General features: G+C 72.3%; 7 protein-coding genes and 1 pseudogene. 7 read left to right on the plus strand and 1 reads right to left on the minus strand.

What is annotated here, in order from left to right:
* Nucleotides 1-33: 33 nt before the first annotated feature.
* Nucleotides 34-171: pseudogene (locus tag ACIA6C_RS15695) on the minus strand (glycine amidinotransferase); the annotation flags it as partial.
* A 300-nt stretch (nt 172-471) separates the two neighbouring features.
* Between ACIA6C_RS15695 and ACIA6C_RS15700 the strand changes: the two are divergent.
* The 7 genes from ACIA6C_RS15700 to ACIA6C_RS15730 all read left to right on the plus strand — a co-directional run bounded on the left by ACIA6C_RS15700 (nt 472) and on the right by ACIA6C_RS15730 (nt 20,425).
* Complete coding sequence (locus ACIA6C_RS15700) at nt 472-1,515, plus strand: methyltransferase (protein ID WP_399276057.1); 1,044 nt, start codon at nt 472-474, stop codon at nt 1,513-1,515.
* 36 nt (nt 1,516-1,551) lie between these two features.
* The gene (locus tag ACIA6C_RS15705; protein WP_399276059.1) at nt 1,552-1,767 is read left to right on the plus strand and encodes an MbtH family protein; all 216 of its coding nucleotides are present in this window, start codon (nt 1,552-1,554) and stop codon (nt 1,765-1,767) included.
* A 58-nt stretch (nt 1,768-1,825) separates the two neighbouring features.
* Entirely contained in the window at nt 1,826-17,113 is a 15,288-nt protein-coding gene (locus ACIA6C_RS15710) for an amino acid adenylation domain-containing protein (protein WP_399276062.1), read from the plus strand.
* Between the two features lie 216 nt (nt 17,114-17,329).
* Nucleotides 17,330-18,094: an ArsR/SmtB family transcription factor gene (locus ACIA6C_RS15715; RefSeq protein WP_399276064.1), complete on the plus strand. Its 765-nt coding sequence runs from the start codon at nt 17,330-17,332 to the stop codon at nt 18,092-18,094.
* Between the two features lie 81 nt (nt 18,095-18,175).
* A complete protein-coding gene (locus ACIA6C_RS15720) occupies nt 18,176-19,192 on the plus strand; it encodes a DMT family transporter (protein ID WP_399276253.1) in 1,017 nt (338 codons plus the stop codon).
* A gap of 73 nt (nt 19,193-19,265) precedes the next feature.
* A complete protein-coding gene (locus ACIA6C_RS15725; RefSeq protein ID WP_399276066.1) occupies nt 19,266-19,658 on the plus strand; it encodes a TraR/DksA family transcriptional regulator in 393 nt (130 codons plus the stop codon).
* Nucleotides 19,659-19,939: 281 nt separating this feature from the next.
* Nucleotides 19,940-20,425, plus strand: coding sequence for a DUF5709 domain-containing protein (locus ACIA6C_RS15730; RefSeq protein WP_399276067.1), 486 nt, complete (start codon nt 19,940-19,942; stop codon nt 20,423-20,425).
* The last annotated feature ends 7 nt before the right edge of the window (nt 20,426-20,432 follow it).

Consider the following 20,432-nt stretch of genomic DNA (forward strand, 5'->3'; position numbering starts at 1 on the left):
CGGCCGGCCGGTGAGGCCACTGGCCGACCGGCATCAGCCGAAGCAGTCCTCGGCCCCGCCTTCGCGCACCGTGTCGAGGGTGAAGCAGTGGAAGCCACCCCCGAACAGCCGCCGGTGCCGGTTGCGGACCGGCACGACGGTGAACCTGTGCCGCTCGAGCTTCCGCATCAGAGGCGACCACTCGTCAAAGCTGTTCAGCTGCACAATTTTCCTCTCCCGCTCCCCGGGTGCCCGGTCTCCTCGCCGTCCAGGGCTCGAACGCTACGTCCAAGCCACCCGGTCGGAACCCTCGTGGCAAGTTATTGCCAGGCATTCCAGCAGCTCTGAGACGGTAGGGCGTGGGACTGTCATCCTCCAAGAGAGTGTCCTGGCAAGAAATTGCCAGAGTGCTGCCGGGCGCCCCGCCCGTGCGTACGTTCGTCTCCGGCCCGGACCCCGTCACATGGGGCACGACGAAAAGAGACGGACACCATGGACACCACCCCGCACAGCGGAGACCCGGTTTTCGAGCGGTTCCAGTTCCTCGTGAACGCCCCCGCGCTGTTCAACGCGGTCGCCACGGCGGTCGAGCTGCGGATCTTCCACTTCCTCGCGGAACACCCCGAGTCGGACTTCGCCGCCATCCGCAGCGCCACGGACATGCCGCAGCACCAGCTGCGCGTCCTGCTCCAGGCCGTGTGCACGACCGGCCTGCTGCGCCGCGAGAACGGAAACTACGCCAACTCCGCGGTCGCCGCGGACCTGCTGGCCTCCGACGCCGAGGACAGCTGGGGTCACATCATCGTGGGCTGGAAGGAGGTCTACTACCCGGCGTTCGTGCACATGACCAAGGCGTTGAAGGCCGGTACGAACACTGCCCTCGACACCTACCCCGGTGACGAGCCCACCCTGTACCAGCGCCTGTCGCGCAACCCGGACCTCGAAGCGGTCTTCCACCGCGCGATGAGCGCCTTCACGCTCCAGTCCGTCGACGCCCTCGTCGAGCGTCCCGAGTTCGCCTCCGTACGCAAGCTGCTCGACATCGGCGGCGGCGACGGCACCACGTCCGCCCGCCTGGTGGCCCGGCACCCGGAGCTGAGCTCCACCGTCTTCGACATGCCCAGCGTCTCCAAGCTCGGCGAGGACAAGGCCGCGGCCGTCTTCCCGGACCGCGTCGAGCTGCACCCCGGCGACATCTTCACGGACGAGTTCCCGATGGGCTCGGACGCTGTGCTGTTCAGCCACGTCCTTGAGATCTTCTCCGAGGACCAGATCCTCGGCCTGATGAAGAAGGCGTACGACGCCCTGCCGGCCGGCGGCAAGGTCTTCGTGTACGGCTACAACGTCTCCGACGACGAGACCACCGGCATCTTCGGTGCCCGTCTCGGCCTCTACTTCAACGTCCTCGCCAGCGGCCAGGGCATGGCCTACCCGGCCCGTGACTACGAGAACTGGCTCCGCGAGGTCGGCTTCGGCTCCGTGCAGACCATCGGCGGACTCCCGTACGAGCACGGCCTCACGCTCGGCGTGAAGTAACCCCTTACGCACATCAGGCCCCACCGAGGAGAAACCATGGCCAATCCGTTCGACGACCCCGACGGCCGCTTCGTCGTCCTCGTCAACTCCGAGGGTCAGCACTCCCTGTGGCCCGAGTACGTCGCCGTCCCGCAGGGCTGGACCACGACGTTCGGCGCCTCGGACCGCGCGGCGTGCATCGAGCACATCAACGCCAGCTGGACCGACATGCGGCCGCTCAGTCTGGTCGCCCAGATGGACCAGGCCGGCTGACCTCCCTCAGTACCCCCGTCGCCGGGGCGGCGACAACCATCTCAAGGAGCGAGTGACGATGATCGTGGGTTCGGTACCGGCGTCCTTCCTGGCGCAGGCGGCGCAAACGCCTGACGCCGTGGCCGTGCGGTGCGCCGGTCGCAGCCTGACTTACCGGCAGTTGGACGAGCAGGCCGACAGCCTGGCGCAGCGGCTGGTCTCCGAGGGTGCGGGCGCGGAGCGCCCCGTACTCGTCCTGATGGACCGCTCGGTCGACATGGTCGTCGCCCTCCTCGCTGTGCTGCGGACGGGGTCGTACTACCTGCCGCTGCACCCCGCCTTCCCGCGGGAGCGCATGGAGTGGATCGCCGCCGAGAGCCGGGCATCGGTCCTGGTCACCGACACCGTCATGCGCAGCCGTGCGCCTCGGACCCCGGCCACCGTCCTGGCCGACCGGCCCTGGGTGCGGCCGGAGTCCGCACCGGCCGCACCCGCCGGACCGGCCCCGGAAGTGCGTCCCGACCAGCTCGCGTACGTGATGTACACCTCGGGCTCCACGGGCACCCCCAAGGGCGTCGCCATCACCCACCGCAACGTCACCGACCTCGTCTCGGACGCCATGTTCGGCGCCGCCGGCGCCCACGACCGGGTCCTGCTGGTCGCCTCGTACGCCTTCGACCCGTCGACGTACTCGATCTGGTATCCGCTCCTGCACGGCGGCACGGTCGTCATCGCCACCGAGGCCGAACTCACCGTCGACCGCCTCGCGCTGCTGCTCGTCGAGGAACGGATCACCGCAGCCGAGATCCCGGCGGGCCTGTTCCGCGTCCTCGCCGAGGAGCGCCCCGAGTGCTTCGCCGGTGTCCGCGAGGTCCTCACCGGCGGCGACGTCATCCCGGCCGGAGCCGTCCGCACCGTGCTGGAGCGCTGCCCCGGCACGCTCGTGCGCGGCACCTACGGCCCCACCGAGACCACCCTCTACGCCACGCAGTCCCGCTGGACCCGGGCCGCGGCCGTCCCCGACCAGGTGCCGATCGGCACCCCTCTCGACGGCATGCGCGCGTACGTGCTCGACGGCGCTCTGCGTCCCGTCGCTGCCGGGGAGACGGGAGAGCTCCACCTCGCCGGCGCCGGACTGGGCCGCGGCTACGCGGGCCGGCCCGGCCTGACCGCCGAGCGCTTCGTCGCCGACCCGTTCGGCGAGCCCGGCACCCGTATGTACCGCTCGGGCGACCTCGCCCGGTGGAACGCAGACGGCCTGCTCGAATTCGCCGGACGGGCTGACGACCAGGTCAAGATCCGCGGCTACCGCGTCGAGCCCGGCGAGGTCGAGGCCGCGCTCGCGACCCTCCCCGGCATACGCCAGGCCGTCGTCACCGCCCGCGAGGACCAGCCGGGCGAGAAGCGGCTCGTCGCCTACGTCATCGCGGAGCCCTCCGGCGCGGTCGACCACGACGTCCTGCGGGCAGCTTTGGAGAGCCGCCTTCCTGCCTACATGGTCCCGGCCGCCTTCGTCACCCTCGACCGGCTGCCGCTGACCCCCAACCACAAGGTCGACCACCGAGCCCTGCCCGCGCCCGCCGCCGCGTCCGTCCCCGGCCGGGCACCGCGCACCGCGCACGAGTCGCTGCTCAGCGAGCTGTTCGCCGACACCCTCGGTCTGGCCGGCGCGGGCATCGACGACGACTTCTTCGTGCTCGGCGGCAGCTCCCTCCTGGCGATGCGTCTGATCAGCCGGATCCGCACCGCCTTCGAGGTCGATCTCGCCCCCACGGCCGTCTTCCGGCACCCCACCGTGGCCGAGCTGGCCGAGCTGGTCGAGGAGGCGCCGGCCGGCCGTCCCGTGCTGCGCGGCGGCGCGCGTCCCGATGTCGTACCGCTGTCGCCCGCCCAGTACCGCATGTGGTTCCACCACCGCTTGGAGGGGCCGTCCGGGGCGTACGTCCTTCCCATCGCCGTCCGGATCGGCGGGGGGCTCGACCGGACCGCCCTGGAGGCGGCCCTGGGTGACCTCTTCGCACGCCACGAGGGCCTGCGCACGGTCTTCCCCGCGTACGAGGGTGAGCCCTGTCAGGTCGTGCTGCCCGCCGCGGAGGTCCACCCGGCCCTGCCCGTCGAGCACCCGGCCGACCTCGACCGCGCTCTGCGGGAGGCCGCGCTCGTCCCGTTCGACCTCACCACCGACGTCCCGCTGCGCGCCCGGCTGTTCGCATCCGGGCCCCAGGAGCACGTACTCCTGCTCACCCTCAACCACATCGGGACCGACGGCCTGTCGATGCCGACGCTGACCCGGGAGCTGGACGAGGCGTACGCTGCGCGGCTCACCGGCGAAGCCCCGCAGTGGGAGCCGCTGCCCGTACAGTACGCCGATTACGCCCTCTGGCAGCGCGAACTGCTCGGCTCCGAGGGCGACCCGGACAGCCTGGCCTCCGGACAGCTCGACTTCTGGCGCACCGCCCTGGCCGGCGTGCCCGAGGAGCTGGAGCTGCCCACCGACCGGCCCCGGCCTCCCGTGGCCGGCACCCGTGGCGGCGCCGTCCGCCTCGACATCGACCCCGAGCTGCATGCGGCGATCGCCCGCCTCGGCCGCTCCACCCGGACCAGCGTCCACATGGTGCTCCAGGCCGCCCTGGCCGGGCTGCTCACCCGCCACGGCGCCGGCACCGACATCCCGATCGGCAGCACCATCTCCGGCCGCACGGACGCGGCGCTCGACAGCCTCATCGGATTCTTCGTCAACACGCTCGTGCTGCGCACCGACACCTCGGGCGACCCGACCTTCCGCACGCTGCTGCAGCGCGTTCGTGCCTTCGACCTCGCGGCGTACGAGCACCAGGACGTGCCCTTCGACCAGGTCGTCGAGGCGGTCAACCCGGTCCGCTCGCTCTCCCGGCACCCCCTGTTTCAGGTGATGCTGACGCTGGAGAACGCGAACGGCTACTCGTTCTCCCTGCCCGGACTCACCGTGTCGTCGACGGAACTGGAGACCGGGGCGGTCCAGTTCGACCTGCTCCTCGCCTTCACCGAGCGGTACGCGCCGGACGGTTCGGCGGCGGGCGTCACCGGGCGCCTGGAGTTCTGTGCCGACCTGTTCGACCCGGCCACCGCCGAACTGCTGGCCCACCGTTTCCTGGCGCTGCTGGCCCGCGCCGTCGCGGATCCCGACCACCCGCTGTCCGGCATCGACATGTTCCTGCCCGGCGAGCGCGCCCAGGTCCTCGCGGCGGCCGACACCTCGCCCCGGGAACTGCCCGACGCCTCCCTCGCGGAGCTGGTGCAGGCGCAAGCCACCCGTACCCCGGACGCCCTCGCGGTCTCGGCTCCGGACGGTGAGCTGACGTACGCGGAACTGGACGACCGGGCCAACCGGCTGGCCCACGTGCTGCTCGCCCAGGGCGTCGGACCGGGCAGCCACGCGGCCGTGGCGCTGCCCCGCGGTACCCGCCTGGTCGTCGCGTTCCTCGCCGTCCTCAAGGCCGGTGCCTCCTACCTGCCCATCGACCCGCAGTACCCCGCCGAGCGGATCGCCTTCATCCTGGACGACGCCCGCCCGGCCGTCTGCCTGGTCGACGGCCGGACCTCGGCCGTGATCAGCCCGTCCGGTCACCCGGACGTGCTCGATCTCGACGACGCGCGCACCCTGGAGCGGCTGGCCGGGGCAGCCCGCCACGCCCCGACGGACGAGGACCGGCCCGCGCCGCTGACGCACGAGAGCCCCGGGTACGTCGTCTACACCTCGGGCTCCACCGGTCGCCCCAAGGGGGTGGTCCTGCCCGCCCGCGTCCTGGTCAACCTGCTCGGCTGGAACGCCTCGGTGTTCCCGTGCGAGCCGGGCTCCCGTGTGTCCCAGTTCAGCGCCGTCAGCTTCGACGCCTCCGAGCACGAGATGCTCACCGCCCTCCTCAACGGCAAGGCACTGTGCGTGCCCGACGAGGACACCCGGCTCAACCCGGCCCGGCTCGCCGCGTGGTTGGACGAGCAGCGCATCACCGAGTTCTTCGCGCCCGACCTGGTCATCGCCGCCGTGTACGAGGCCGCCGAAGAGCAGCGGCTCGGCCTGCGCTCCCTGCGCCATGTCGCTCAGGCGGGCGAGGCCCTGCAACTGACCGACCTGGTAAGGGACTTCCACGCGACCCGTCCCGGCCTGCTGCTGCACAACCACTACGGCCCGTCCGAGACGCACTGCGTCACCAGCGCCACGCTGCCGGCTTCCGTCGACGCCTGGCCGACCGCCGCCCCGCTGGGCGAGGGCCTGTGGAACACGCAGCTGTACATCCTCGACGAGCGGCTCGAACCGGTCCCGGCCGGCGTGCCCGGCGAGCTGTACCTTGCGGGCGACTGCCTGGCCCACGGCTACCTGAACCGCGGCGACCTCACCGCCCAGCGGTTCGTGGCCAACCCGTTCGGGGAGCCCGGCTCCCGTATGTACCGCAGCGGCGACCTGGTGCGCCGGCGAGCAGACGGCGGTCTCGCCTTCCTCGGCCGCGCCGACGACCAGGTCAAGATCCGCGGTGTGCGCGTCGAGCTGGGCGAGCTCAACGCCGTACTCGGCCGCGTCCCGCAGGTCGCCCAGGCGGCCACGGTGCTGCGCGAGGACCGTCCCGGCGACAAGCGCCTCGTCTCCTACGTGGTCGCCGTGCCCGGTGCCGAGATGCCGCCCGCCGATGCCCTGCGCAGGCACGTCGCGGCCTGCGTGCCGGCGGCGGTCGTACCGTCCGCCTTCGTCACACTCGACGTGCTGCCCCTCACGTCGAACGGCAAACTGGACCGGCGCGCGCTGCCCGCGCCCAGCTACGAGGGGGTGTCCTCGCGCACACCGCGCACGTCCGAAGAGCGGCTGCTGTGCGCGCTGTTCGCCGAGATTCTCGGTGCCCGCTCGGTGGGCGTGGACGACAACTTCTTCGACCTCGGCGGGCACTCCCTCCTGGTGACCCGGCTGGCCAACCGCATCCGCCTCGTCCTGGGCCGGGAGCTGGCCGTACGCACCGTCTTCGAGGCGCCGACACCTGCCGAGCTGGCGGCCCGCCTCGCGGAGGCGGGCCGCGCCCGGCCCGCGCTGCGCCCGGCGGAGCGCCCCGGGACGCTGCCGGCGTCCCCGTCCCAGCAGCGCCTGTGGTTCCTGGACCGGTTCGAGCCGTCCGGCACCACCTACAACCTGCTGCTCCACTACCGGCTGTCCGGTCCGCTGGACGCGGACGCCCTGGAGCTGGCCCTCGGGGACCTGGTCGAGCGGCACGAGATCCTGCGCACCGTCTACCGTGAGACGGACGACGGCCGGGCGGCCCAGGTCGTCCTGAGGCCGGGGCCGTTCACGCTGCACCGCGCTTCATGCAGCGAAGAGGGGCTGGCCGCGAGGTTGAGCGCCCTCGGCGGACACGTCTTCGACCTCTCCGCCGAGATCCCGTTGTGCGCCACCCTGATCGGACTCGGGGACGGGGACCATCTTCTGGTGGTGCTGCTGCACCACATCGCGGGGGACGCCGCCTCGATGGCCCCGCTCGGCGCCGATCTGAGCGCCGCCTACGCGGCGCGCCTGGCGGGCCGTGCACCTGACTGGGCGCCGCTGCCACTGCAGTACGCGGATTACACCTTGTGGCAGGAGCGGATCCTCGGCAGCGAGGACGACCCCGACTCCGCCCTCGGCCGCCAGAGCGCCTACTGGAAGGAAGCCCTCGACGGGCTGCCGGTCGAGCTGGAGTACCCGACCGACCGGCCCCGGCCCGCCGTCGCCTCCCGGGGCGGCGCCGCCCTGGAGATCGAGCTCGGCGAGGCCCTTCACACCCGCATGGCGGAGCTGGCCGGTGCCACGGGCACCACGCTCACGATGGTCGCCCACGCCGCCCTCGCCACCCTCCTGACCCGCCTCGGGGCAGGCTCCGACATCCCCATTGGCACCCCGGTCGCGGGCCGCAACGACGAAGCCCTCGACCAGCTCATCGGCTTCTTCGTGAACACCCTCGTCCTGCGTACCGACACCTCCGGCAACCCGGGCTTCGCCGAACTCCTGGGCCGCGTCCGCGACACCAGCCTCGCCGCCTACGGCCACCAGGACATCCCCTTCGACCGCGTCGTCGAAGCCCTCAACCCACCCCGCTCCACCACCCGCCACCCCCTCTTCCAGATCATGCTCCAGGTCAACACCGAAACCGGGCCCGAGCTGGAGCTGCCCAGGGTGGCCGTCACCTGCGAGACGGTGAACCGCGACGGCGCCAAGTTCGACCTTTCCGTGAACCTGCGCGCCTTCTCCCACGAGGACGGCCGGCCCGGCCCGCTGCGCGCCTTCGTCGGCTACTCCGCCGACCTCTTCGACGCCGGCACCGTCAACACCCTGATTCGGCGCCTGGTCCGCGTCCTCGAAGCGGTGACCGCCGACCCCGCCACCCCGATCGGCGCCATCGACGTACTGGAGCCGGCCGAGCGGGCCGCCCTGCTCGCCGCGCCGGTCGCGGCAGACGAGCCGCAGGGCCTGCTGACCGAGCTGTTCGCGGCGCAGGCGGCGAGCACCCCTGACGCCGTGGCCGTGGTGTGCGAGGGCGAGCAGACCACGTACGCGGAGCTCGACGCCCGTGCGAACCGGCTCGCCCACCTCCTCGCGGACCGCGGCGCGGGCCCCGACCGCCTCATCGCGGTCGCCCTGCCGCGCTCCACCGAGCTGGTCGTCGCCCTCCTCGCCGTCCTCAAGGCCGGCGCGGCGTACCTGCCGATCGACCCGGACTACCCGGCCGACCGCATCGCGTACATGCTCGACGACGCCCGCCCGGTCCTGCTCGTGACCACCGACGCCCTCGTCGACCGGCTGCCCGGGGACACCCCCTCCCTGCTGGTCGACACCCCCGCCACGGCCGCGCTGCTCGAAGCCGCCGGGGCCGCTCCTGCGGCGACCGGCTTCCTGCTGCCGCAGCACGCGGCGTACGTCATCTACACGTCGGGTTCGACCGGCCGCCCCAAGGGCGCCGTCATCCCGCACCAGAATGTGACCCGCCTGTTCTCGGCCACCCGCCCGTGGTTCGAATTCAGCGCCGAGGACACGTGGACGCTCTTCCACTCGTACGCGTTCGACTTCTCCGTCTGGGAGCTGTGGGGGCCGCTGCTCCACGGCGGACGGCTCGTCGTCGTCCCGCACGCCGTCAGCCGCACGCCGGGCGAGTTCCTCAAGCTGCTCGCCGACGAGCGCGTCACCGTGCTCAACCAGACCCCGTCCGCCTTCTACCAGCTCGTCCAGGCCGATGCCGAGGACCCGCTGACCGGATCCCGCCTGGCCCTGCGCACCGTCGTCTTCGGCGGTGAGGCCCTCGACCTGCGGCGCCTCGGCGACTGGTACGAGCGGCACGCCGACGACGCGCCGGCCCTGGTCAACATGTACGGCATCACCGAGACCACGGTGCACGTCACCCACCAGGCGCTGGACCGAGTCTCGGCCGCCACGCTCCCCGGGAGCACCATCGGCCGCGCCATCCCGGACCTCGGGCTGTACGTCCTCGACGACGGCCTGCGAGCGGTACCGGCTGGGGTGACGGGCGAGCTGTACGTCTCCGGCGCCGGCCTCGCGAGCGGCTACCTGGGGCGCCCGGGCCTGACCGCGGAGCGGTTCGTGGCCTGCCCGTTCGACGGGCCCGGCAGCCGGATGTACCGCACGGGCGACCTCGTACGGTGGACGGCGGACGGGCGGCTGGAGTACATCGGCCGCGCCGACCACCAGGTCAAGGTCCGCGGCTTCCGCATCGAGCTCGGTGAGATCGAGTCCGTGCTCGGCTCCTTCCCGCCCGTCGCACAGGCGGCGGTCGCGGTCCGCGAGGACCAGCCGGGCGACCGCCGGCTCGTCGGCTACGTCGTGCCGCGCGACGGCGGCGCCGTGGACGCCGCAGGGCTGCGGGCCCACCTGTCCGGTCTGCTGCCCGACTACATGGTGCCGTCCGCGCTGGTCGTGCTCGACGTCCTGCCGCTGACTGCGAACGGCAAGCTCGATCGCACGGCGCTGCCCGCTCCCTCGTACGAGGGCTCCGGCGGCGGCCGGCCCCGCACCGAGGCCGAGCGCCTTCTGTGCACACTGTTCTCGGAGGTGTTGCATGTCGAAGACGTCGGCGCCGACGACAGCTTCTTCGGGCTGGGTGGGCATTCGCTGCTCGTGACGAAGCTGATCGGCCGGGTCCGTGCCGCCTTCGGCAGCGAACTCTCCGTCCGCGCCGTGTTCGAGGCCCCGACCCCCGCTGAGCTGGCCCTGCGCCTGCGGCCCGCGGGCGGCGTACGGACCGCTCCGGTCGCGGTGCCGCGGCCCGAGGTGATCCCGATGTCGGCGGCGCAGCAGCGCCTGTGGTTCCTGGACCAGTTCGAGGGTCCCAGCGCCGCCTACAACGTACCCGTCCACTACCGGCTGTCCGGTCCGCTGGACGCGGACGCCCTGGAGCTGGCCCTCGGGGACCTGGTCGAGCGGCACGAGATCCTGCGCACCGTCTACCGCGAGACGGACGACGGCGGGGCGGCGCAGTTCATCCGGCCTCCGGCGCCCTTCCGCCTGGCCCGGGCCACATGCACCGAGCAGGAACTGCCCGGAACGCTGGCCGCCCTGGGCAGCCGCGTCTTCGACCTCTCCGCGGATCTGCTGGTGTGCGCCACCCTGGTCTCGGTCGCAGGGAGCGAGAGCGATCACGTACTCGCCCTGGTCTTCCACCACATCACCACGGACGGCGCCTCGATGGCCCCGCTCGGCGCCGATCTGAGCGCCGCCTACGCGGCCCGCCTGGCGGGCCGTGCGCCCGACTGGGCGCCGCTGCCACTGCAGTACGCGGATTACACCTTGTGGCAGGAGCGGATCCTCGGCAGCGAGGACGACCCCGACTCCGCCCTCGGCCGCCAGAGCGCCTACTGGAAGGAAGCCCTCGACGGGCTGCCGGTCGAGCTGGAGTACCCGACCGACCGGCCCCGGCCCGCCGTCGCCTCCCAGCGCGGGGCCGCTGTCGACGTCGAGCTCGGTCGGCAGCTGCACGTGCGGTTGGCGGAGCTGGCCGGTGCCACGGGCACCACGCTCACGATGGTCGCCCACGCCGCCCTCGCCACCCTCCTGACCCGCCTCGGGGCAGGCTCCGACATCCCCATTGGCACCCCGGTCGCGGGCCGCAACGACGAAGCCCTCGACCAGCTCATCGGCTTCTTCGTGAACACCCTCGTCCTGCGTACCGACACCTCCGGCAACCCGGGCTTCGCCGAACTCCTGGGCCGCGTCCGCGACACCAGCCTCGCCGCCTACGGCCACCAGGACATCCCCTTCGACCGCGTCGTCGAAGCCCTCAACCCACCCCGCTCCACCACCCGCCACCCCCTCTTCCAGATCATGCTCCAGGTCAACACCGAAACCGGGCCCGAGCTGGACCTGCCCGGGGTGGCCGTCACGGGTGTCGAGGACGAGCCGGACGTGGCCAAGTTCGACTTGCTGCTGACCTTCCGCGCGGGCCACGACGAGCGGGGCCGTCCCGGGCCGCTGCGACTCACCGTCGGCTACGCCGTGGACCTCTTCGACGCCGGCACCGTCCACAGCCTCATCGGGCGCCTGGTCCGCGTCCTCGAAGCGGTGACCGCCGACCCCGCCACCCCGATCGGCGCCATCGACGTACTGGAGCCGGCCGAGCGCAGCCGCATGCTCGTGGAGTGGAACGACACGGCCGAGCCGATGCCGGACGCAACCGTCCTGGAACTGTTCGAGGCGCAGGCCCGCCGGACCCCGGACGCGGTCGCCGTGACGGAGGAGGACGGCACGTCGCTGACGTACGCCGAACTCGACGCGCGGGCCGACCGTCTCGGATGGCTGCTGCGCGAGCATGGCGCCGGACCGGAGTCACTGGTCGGCCTGTGCCTGCCCCGCAGCGCCGAGGCCGTCACCGCGATCCTCGCCGTCTGGAAGGCCGGCGCGGCGTACCTGCCGATCGACCCGGACTACCCCGCCGACCGCGTCGCGTACATGCTCGACAACAGCCGGGCCGGCCTGATCGTGACCGTCGCGGAGCTCCGCGACGGGATCCCCGACACCGGTCTCCCGCTCGTCTGCCTGGACGACCCGGGGCTGCACGCCGCGTTGGCTCAGGCGTGCCCCGGAGCTCCGGGGGTCACACCCGGCTCGGAGGCCCTCGCCTACGTGATCTACACGTCCGGATCGACGGGCCGCCCCAAGGGCGTCGGCGTCCACCACGGCGGACTCGTCAACTACGTCGTCTGGGCGGCGCGGGCCTACGGCGTGACCGGTGGTTCCGGCGCCGCGCTGCACTCCTCCCTCGCCTTCGACCTCACGGTCACGAGCCTCATGCTGCCCCTGATCGCCGGCTCCCCGGTGCTGATCAGCCGGGAAGGAGGCGCCGAGGGCCTTGCCGAATCCGTGCGCACCGCGGGCGGGTTCGAGGTCATCAAGGTGGTGCCGGCTCACGTCCCGCTGCTGCGCGAACTGCTCTCCGATACGGAGGCCTCGTACGCGGCGCAGCGCCTGGTCGTCGGCGGTGAGACCCTCACCGTGGCCGACGTACGGGAGTGGCTGCGGCGCGCCCCCGGGTCCTCGGTGACGAACGAGTACGGCCCGACCGAGACGGTCGTCGGCTGCTGCGTCTTCGACATCGCCGCCGGCCAGGACCTGGGCGAGTCCGTGCCGATCGGCAGGCCGATCGCGAACACCCGGCTCTACGTGCTGGACGAGCACCTGGAACCGGTCGCACCCGGAGTCCCGGGCGAGCTCTACATCGCGGGGTCCGTCGTGGCGCGCGGCTACGTCCAGCGCCCGGACCTGACGGCCGAGCGCTTCGTCGCCGACCGGTTCGCCGGTGACGGTTCGCGGATGTACCGGTCGGGCGACCGCGTCAAGTGGACCGAGGACGGCTTGCTGTGGTTCATCAGCCGGGACGACGAACAGGTCAAGATCCGCGGCTTCCGCATCGAACCAGGTGAGGTGCGCGCCATCGTCACCGCCCACCCCGGGGTCGCTCAAGGCGCGGTCGTCGCCCGCGAGGACGTGCCCGGAGACCGCCGACTGGTCGCGTACGTGGTGCCGGAGGACGGCGCCGACGCGGAGCGGCTGGCCGACTCCGTACGGGAGTTCGCAGCCGAGCGGCTGCCCGAGTACATGGTCCCGGACACCGTGGTCCTCCTGGACGCGCTGCCGCTGACCTCCAACGGGAAGATCGACGCGAAGGCGCTGCCCGCTCCCGTGCGCGAAGGTGCCGGGACCGGGCGGTCCCCGGGCACCGAGGCCGAGCGCCTGCTGTGCGAGCTGTTCGCGCAGGTGCTGGGTGCCACCGAGGTGAGCGTGGACGACGACTTCTTCGGGCTGGGCGGGCATTCGCTGCTCGCGACGAAGCTGATCGGCCGGATCCGTGCCGCCTTCGGCAGCGAACTCTCCGTCCGCGCCGTCTTCGAGGCCCCGACCCCCGCCGAACTGGCAGTACGACTGGACTCGGCGGACCGCGCGCAGTCCGCTCCGGACGCCGCACCGCGGCCCGAGGTGATCCCGATGTCGGCGGCGCAGCAGCGCCTGTGGTTCCTGGACCAGTTCGAAGGCCCCAGTGCCACCTACAACGTGCCCGTCAACTACCGCATCAGGGGTGCGCTCGACTCCGGCGCGCTGGAGGCCGCCCTCGGTGATCTCGTCGAGCGGCACGAGATCCTGCGCACCGTCTACCGCGAGACCGAGGGCACGGCGGCTCAGATCATCAGGCCCGCAGATGGCTTCGTCCTGGAGCGGACGACGAGCGCCGAACACGAGCTGCCCGAGACGCTGGACCGGCTCGGCAGCCGCGTCTTCGACCTCTCCGCGGATCTGCTGGTGCGCGCCACCCTGGTCTCGGTCGCAGGGAGCGAGAGCGATCACGTACTCGCCCTGGTCTTCCACCACATCACCACGGACGGCGCCTCGATGGCCCCGCTTGGCGCCGATCTGAGCGCCGCCTACGCGGCCCGCCTGGCGGGCCGTGCGCCCGACTGGGCGCCGCTGCCACTGCAGTACGCGGATTACACCTTGTGGCAGGAGCGGATCCTCGGCAGCGAGGACGACCCCGACTCCGCCCTCGGCCGCCAGAGCGCCTACTGGAAGGAAGCCCTCGACGGGCTGCCGGTCGAGCTGGAGTACCCGACCGACCGGCCCCGGCCCACCGCCTCCAGTCAGCGGGGCGAGGTGATCGAGCTCGACCTCGGCACCGAGCTGCACGTGCGGATGGCGGAGCTGGCCCGTGCCACGGGCACCACGCTCACGATGGTCGCCCACGCCGCCCTCGCCGCCCTCCTGACCCGCCTCGGGGCAGGCTCCGACATCCCCATCGGCACCCCGGTCGCGGGCCGCAACGACGAAGCCCTCGACCAGCTCATCGGCTTCTTCATCAACACCCTCGTCCTGCGCACCGACACCTCCGGCAACCCGGGCTTCGCCGAACTCCTGGGCCGCGTCCGCGACACCAGCCTCGCCGCCTACGGCCACCAGGACATCCCCTTCGACCGCGTCGTCGAAGCCCTCAACCCACCCCGCTCCACCACCCGCCACCCCCTCTTCCAGATCATGTTGGAGGTGGGCACCGGCTCCGGACCCGGGCTGGACCTGCCCGGTGCCCGGGTCGAGGGCGTGGAGGGCCTGTTGGACGTGGCGAAGTTCGACCTCAACCTGAACTTCCACGCGGAGCAGGACAAAGACGGCCGGCCCGGCCCGCTGCGTGCCTTCGTCGGCTACGCCGTGGATCTGTTCGACGCCGGCACCGTCCACACCCTGATCCGGCGCCTGGTCCGCGTCCTCGAAGCGGCGACCGCCGACCCCGCCACCCCGATCGGCGCCATCGACATCCTCGGCGACGAGGAGCTCGCCGCACTCGCCCTCCAGGGCGCCGGCCCCGAGCCCGTCGACCGTTTCAACGAGCCCTCCCTGCAAGAGGCGTTCCGCCACCAGGCGGAGCGCACACCGGACGCGGTGGCGGTACGGTGCGCCGGCCGCAGCCTTACCTACCGCGAGCTCGATACGCGGGCCAACCGGCTGTCACACCGGCTGCTGGCGGCCGGCGCCGGACCGGAGCGGCCGGTGGCCATCCTGATGAGCCGCACCGTCGACCTGGTCGTCGCCCTCACCGCGATCCTCAAGTCCGGTTCGTACTACGTACCGTTGCACCACGCCTCCCCGCTGGACCGCATGCAGGTGGTCCTGGAGGAGTGCGGTGCGCAGGTCCTCCTCACCGACCCGGTGATGCGGGACCGCGGCCTGCCCGTGGCGCACACCGTGGTCGTGACCGGCCCGGAGGGCGAGGACGGCGGGAACGGGGACGCCGGCGCCGCCGGGAACCACTTCGACGACCCCCGCGTGCCCGCCCACCGCGAACAGCTCGCTTACGTCATGTACACATCGGGCTCGACCGGTAAGCCCAAGGGCGTCGCCGTCACCCACCAGGACGTCTTCGAGCTGGTCAACGACTCGATCCTGGTCCCCGGAGACCACGACCGAGTTCTCCTGCTCACCCCGTACGAGTTCGATCCCTCCACCTACTCCTTCTGGTACCCCCTCCTGCACGGTGGCACCAGCATCATCGCGCCTGAGGCCGACCTCACGCTCGAGCGGCTGGCCCGGCTGATGCAGGAGGAGCGGATCACCGGCGTCGACGTGACCGCGGGCCTGTTCCGCGTGATGGCCGAGGAGCACCCCCAGTGCTTCGCGGGTGTCAAGGTCGTCATCACCGGCGGCGACATAGTGTCCCCGGTGGCCGTCCGGCGCGTCCTGGAGCACTGCCCGGACCTGCTGGTGCGCAGCAACTACGGGCCGACGGAGACCACGCTGTTCGCGACCTCGGCGCCCTGGCGCAAGGCCTCGGACGTACCTGCCCCGGTGCCCATCGGGCGTCCGCTGGACGGCATGTCGGCGCATGTGCTCGACGACCTGCTCCAGCCGGTCCCCGGTGGCGTCACCGGCGAGCTCTACCTCTCCGGAACGGGCCTGGCCCGCGGCTACCTGAACCGGCCCGACCTCACCTCGGACCGCTTCGTGGCCAACCCGTACGGCCCGCCCGGTTCCCGGATGTACCGAACGGGCGACCGGGTGCGCTGGACCGCCGACGGGCTGATCGACTTCGTGGGCCGCGCCGACAACCAGGTCAAGATCCGCGGGTTCCGCATCGAGCTGCCGGAGATCGAGTCGGTGCTCGCAGCCTTCCCCGGCATCCGGCAGGTCGCGGTCGTCGCCCGCGAGGACCGGCCCGGCGACAAGAGGCTCGTCGCGTACCTCGTCGGCGACGGCGAGATCGACCTCGGCGCGCTCGACCGGCATGCCCGCCGCTCCCTGCCCGCCTACATGGTCCCCGGCACCACCCTGGTGCTGGAGAAGCTGCCGCTCACCCCGAACAACAAGCTCGACTACCGGGCGCTGCCCGCGCCCGCCCTGCCGCCACGGGAGGGCCGCCCGGCCCGCAACCCCGTCGAGGCGACGCTGTGCGGCCTGTTCGGGGACGTCCTCGGAGTGGAGGGGGTCGGGATCGACGATGACTTCTTCGAGCTCGGCGGCCACTCCCTGCTCGCCACGCGGCTGATCAGCCGGATCCGTACGGCCTTCGACAGTGAACTGCCGGTTCGGGCCCTCTTCGAAGCGCCCACCGTGGCCCTGCTGGCGGCGCTGCTCAGCCGCGGACCGGCCGGCGATTCGCTCAACGTGCTGCTGCCGCTGCGTGAGGGCGGAGGCAGGCGCCCGCTCTTCTGCGTGCACCCGGCGATCGGCCTGAGCTGGTGCTACAGCGGTCTGCTGGCCCACTTGGACCGGGAGCAGCCGGTCTACGGCCTCCAGGCCCACGGGTTCAGCGAGCCGGGGGCAGCCCCGCGCGACGTCGAGGACGTACTGGACGACTACCTCCGCGAGATCCGCTCCGTCCAGCCGCAGGGCCCGTACGCGCTGCTGGGCTGGTCCTTCGGCGGGGCCGCGGCACACGCCCTGGCCGTACGGTTGCGGGCGCAGGGGGAGGAGGTCGAGTTCCTCGCGGTGCTCGACGCCGAGCCGATGACGAAGGGGGCCGCGGGGGAGCAGATCGCCTACGACGACCCCGAGGTGTGGCCGGCGCTCATCGATTCGGTCGGCCATGACCCGGGTGCGTCCGACAGTCCGCTGGCCGAACTGGGACCGGACGGCCTCGCCTCACTGGCCCGGGTCTTCGTGGACGTGTCCAACCTGCGCGGAAGCCACGATGCAGGGGTCTTCGACGGATCCCTGCTGCTCTTTGTGGCCACGACGCCGGGACGCACCCCGGTCACGGCCGGGACCTGGTCGGACCATGTCACCGGGGACATCGAGGTCCACGAGGTGGACTGCACGCACGGGGAGATGACGGCGCCGGCCCCCCTCGCCGCTATCGCCCGCGTCGTGGCCCGCCACCTCGCCTGACCCGTCCGGCCGCTGCCCCCTCCGCCACAGCGGAGAGGGCGGCGGCCATGGGCCCGTGCCCTCTTCACCAAACGGGCTCGTCGACACCGCCCCGGCCACGGGGGAACATGAGCGCACAGGAGTTACTCCCTCGTCCGGCGCGGCCGGACTCGGGCAGGCCGGCCAGCGGCGCACATCTTTCGTCGTAGACCGAAGCGATGAGGCATGCTGGGAGGCATGACCGAATCGCATACCGACACGCCGAGGCCTGGATCGCCGGGCGACGGGACGCCCGCGGAGGGCGCCGCCCCGGCCGCGCGCCTCGCGGCTTTGGCTGCGGCCCTGGCCGACGAGACCCGGGCCGCCATCTGCATGACGCTTCTGGAGGGGCGGGCGTGGACCGCCGGGGAGCTCGCCAGGGTCACCTCGGTCGCGCCGTCCACCGTGAGCGGGCACCTGGCCCGCCTGACGGAGGCGGGCCTCTGCGTGACCGAGCGGCAGGGGCGGCACAGCTACGTGCGGGTCGCCGACGCCGCGACGGCCCGCCTGCTCGACGAGCTCGCCTCGTACGCGATTCCGGACCGGGACGCGGCGCACGCGGTGCCGGTGGTCGCGGCGCCCGACCCGCTGGCCCGTGCCCGTACCTGCTACGACCACTTCGCGGGCCGCCTGGGAATGGCGGTGACGGACGCGATGGAGCGCCGCGGGCTGCTTCGCACGGAGGGCGTCTTCGAACTGACGGAGGCCGGTCGGCGATGGTGCGCCGAAGCCGGTGTGAGCCTCCTGGCCGCAGGCCGACGACCCACCGCGAGTTCCTGCCTGGACTGGACGGAGCGCCGCCGGCACCTGGGCGGCGTCGCCGGGGCTCGATTGTGTGCGCGGGCGCTGGACCGCGGATGGGTGGTGCGACCGGCCGGCGGCGGACGGGCCTTGGAGGTGACCGCCGTCGGCGAGCGCGTGCTGCTCGACCTGCTCGGAATCACTCCCGAGGACTGGAGCTGAACCTACGGGTCGAACGGGTGGTGCCAGGCAAATCATTTCGGCAGACACCGAAGTGTTCTGCGGTAGGGTGAACCCATGACCATGACCTCCCTGCGCCCGAGCCGGATATCGCCCAGCGTCCTCACGGTCGGCGCCGTCACCTTCACGGTCTTCGCCTGGGCGTCCGCCTTCGTCTCCATCCGCAGCGCGAGCGCCGCCTACTCGCCTGGCGCCCTGGCCCTCGGCCGTCTGATCGCCGGTTCGGGGGTGCTCGCCGTCCTGTTGCTGATCCGCCGCCAGGGCTTGCCGCCCCGCAGGGCCTGGCGGGGCATCCTGATCTCCGGGGTGGTGTGGTTCTGCGGCTACACGGTCGCCCTCAACTGGGGGGAACGACTGGTCGACGCCGGTACGGCCGCCCTGCTCGTGAACACCGGCCCGATCCTGATGGCCCTGCTCGCCGCCCGTCTGCTGGGGGAGGCGCTGCCGCCGCGCCTGTTGTCCGGCATGGCCGTCTCGTTCGTCGGAGCGGTCGTCGTGGGCCTTTCCATGTCCTCCGGCGGCGATGGGTCGGCCTCGGTGCTCGGCGTGGTCCTGTGCCTGCTGGCAGCCGTGGCCTACGCGACCGGCGTCGTCTCGCAGAAGCCCGCGCTGTCCTTCGGCACGCCCCTGCAGATCACCGCCTACAGCTGCATGACGGGAGCGTTGGCCTGCCTGCCCTTCGCCGGGCAGCTGGCCACCGAACTGCCGAGGGCACCGATCTCCGCGACGCTGAACATGATCTACCTGGGTGTGGTTCCGACCGCCCTCGCGTTCATCACCTGGACCTACGCCTTGGCGCGCACCCCCGCCGGCAAGCTGGGCGCGACGACCTACGCCGTGCCCGCCATCGTGGTCCTGCTGAGCTGGGTCCTGCTGGGCGAGGTGCCCGGCTGGCTGACTTTGCTCGGCGGAGCGCTGTGCCTGGCCGGAGTCGCGGTCTCCCGCTACCGGCCCCGCACGGCCACCCCGTCAGAACCGGCCACCCCGTCAGAACCGGCCGCCCCCGCACCGGCCGGGCCCGCACCGGCCGGGCCTGACGCGGGCGCCCGCACCACCGGCAGTCCCTGCGCCCGTTCCTGACCGCTCTCGGCCACTCCGGGCGCTGGACGCAGGTAACGGGAATCGCTGGGCGCGGCCCCGCGTTACCGCACCCATGGGCGATGAATCCGGACAAGGCCAGGCGGCGCGCCGCCTGGCCACGGTCGCGGCGGTCCGCGCCCGCCTCGCGGCCGACCGCGCCGATACCCTCGCGCAGGCGGCGGCACTGGGCCGGGACTTCGACGCGATCGTCGACGCGAACGCCCTGGTCGCGGTCGACGACGAGCATGACCCAGAAGGGGCCAGCACCGCCTTCGAGCGCGCCCATGTGGCCGCCCTGCTGGCGCGGGCGCGCGAGCACCTCGAAGAACTGGACCGGGCAGCAGAACGCCTCGAACGCGGCGAGTACGGCCAGTGCGAGCACTGCGGCGAGGCGATCCCGCCCGAACGCCTCGAAATCCGTCCAGCGGCCACCACCTGCGTTCGCTGCGCCCGCCACGGCAGCTAGGAAGTGACCCTGGGCGGTGTCATGCCTTCCCGCTGGTCTCGGGTCGGCCGTCGTGGCCAGTGCGCCATGAGGCGAGGGTCGAACTGTCCGGTGGACAGGCAGAAGCCGGGTCGCCAAGTGTGCTGAGGGCGAGCACAACAACGGCTTGCTGCGACAGGCCTGCGCTCGTCGGCGCGGAGGAGACACCTCCGCGGGCATGCTTAAGCCCGGCCAAGTGGGAAAGGCGCAGACCGCGGCGTAAAGGAGAGCAGCCGCACAAGCCGACTCGACAGGGAAGTGCCATGAGCGACGAGCAGATGGCGGATGACGTCTACCAGCCCACCGGAACGAACGAGGAGCAGGAGGACGCAGCCCCGCTGGACCTCCAGAACGCCATGGACGAGCGCTCGTACGACGACATGCTCGACGAGGGCTACTCACCCCCCGAGAAGCCGCTCGGTGTGACGAAATACGGTACGACCGCCGCCGAACAGCACGAAGGTGAATCCCTGGACGAGCGGCTGAGGCAAGAGGTCCCCGATGTCGGCCAGGACCCGGGCGAGTACTCCGGGCCCCGGGCGGAACTGCCTGATCCCGAAACGGGCACCGCCCGCGCAGGCAGGTTGACCGCCCCTGACGAGGGCGCGCATCCCGACAGGACGAAGGAGCTCATCGCCGAGGACCACGGAGCCGAGGACCACGGAATCGACTCGGGCGCCGCGAGCGCCGAGGAAGCCGCGGTCCACATCATCGAGGACGAGCCGGACGAGCCGGACGAGCTTTTGTAGGCGCGTA

The sequence above is a fragment of the Streptomyces sp. NPDC051578 genome (assembly GCF_044454045.1).
Classification (GTDB): Bacteria; Actinomycetota; Actinomycetes; order Streptomycetales; family Streptomycetaceae; genus Streptomyces.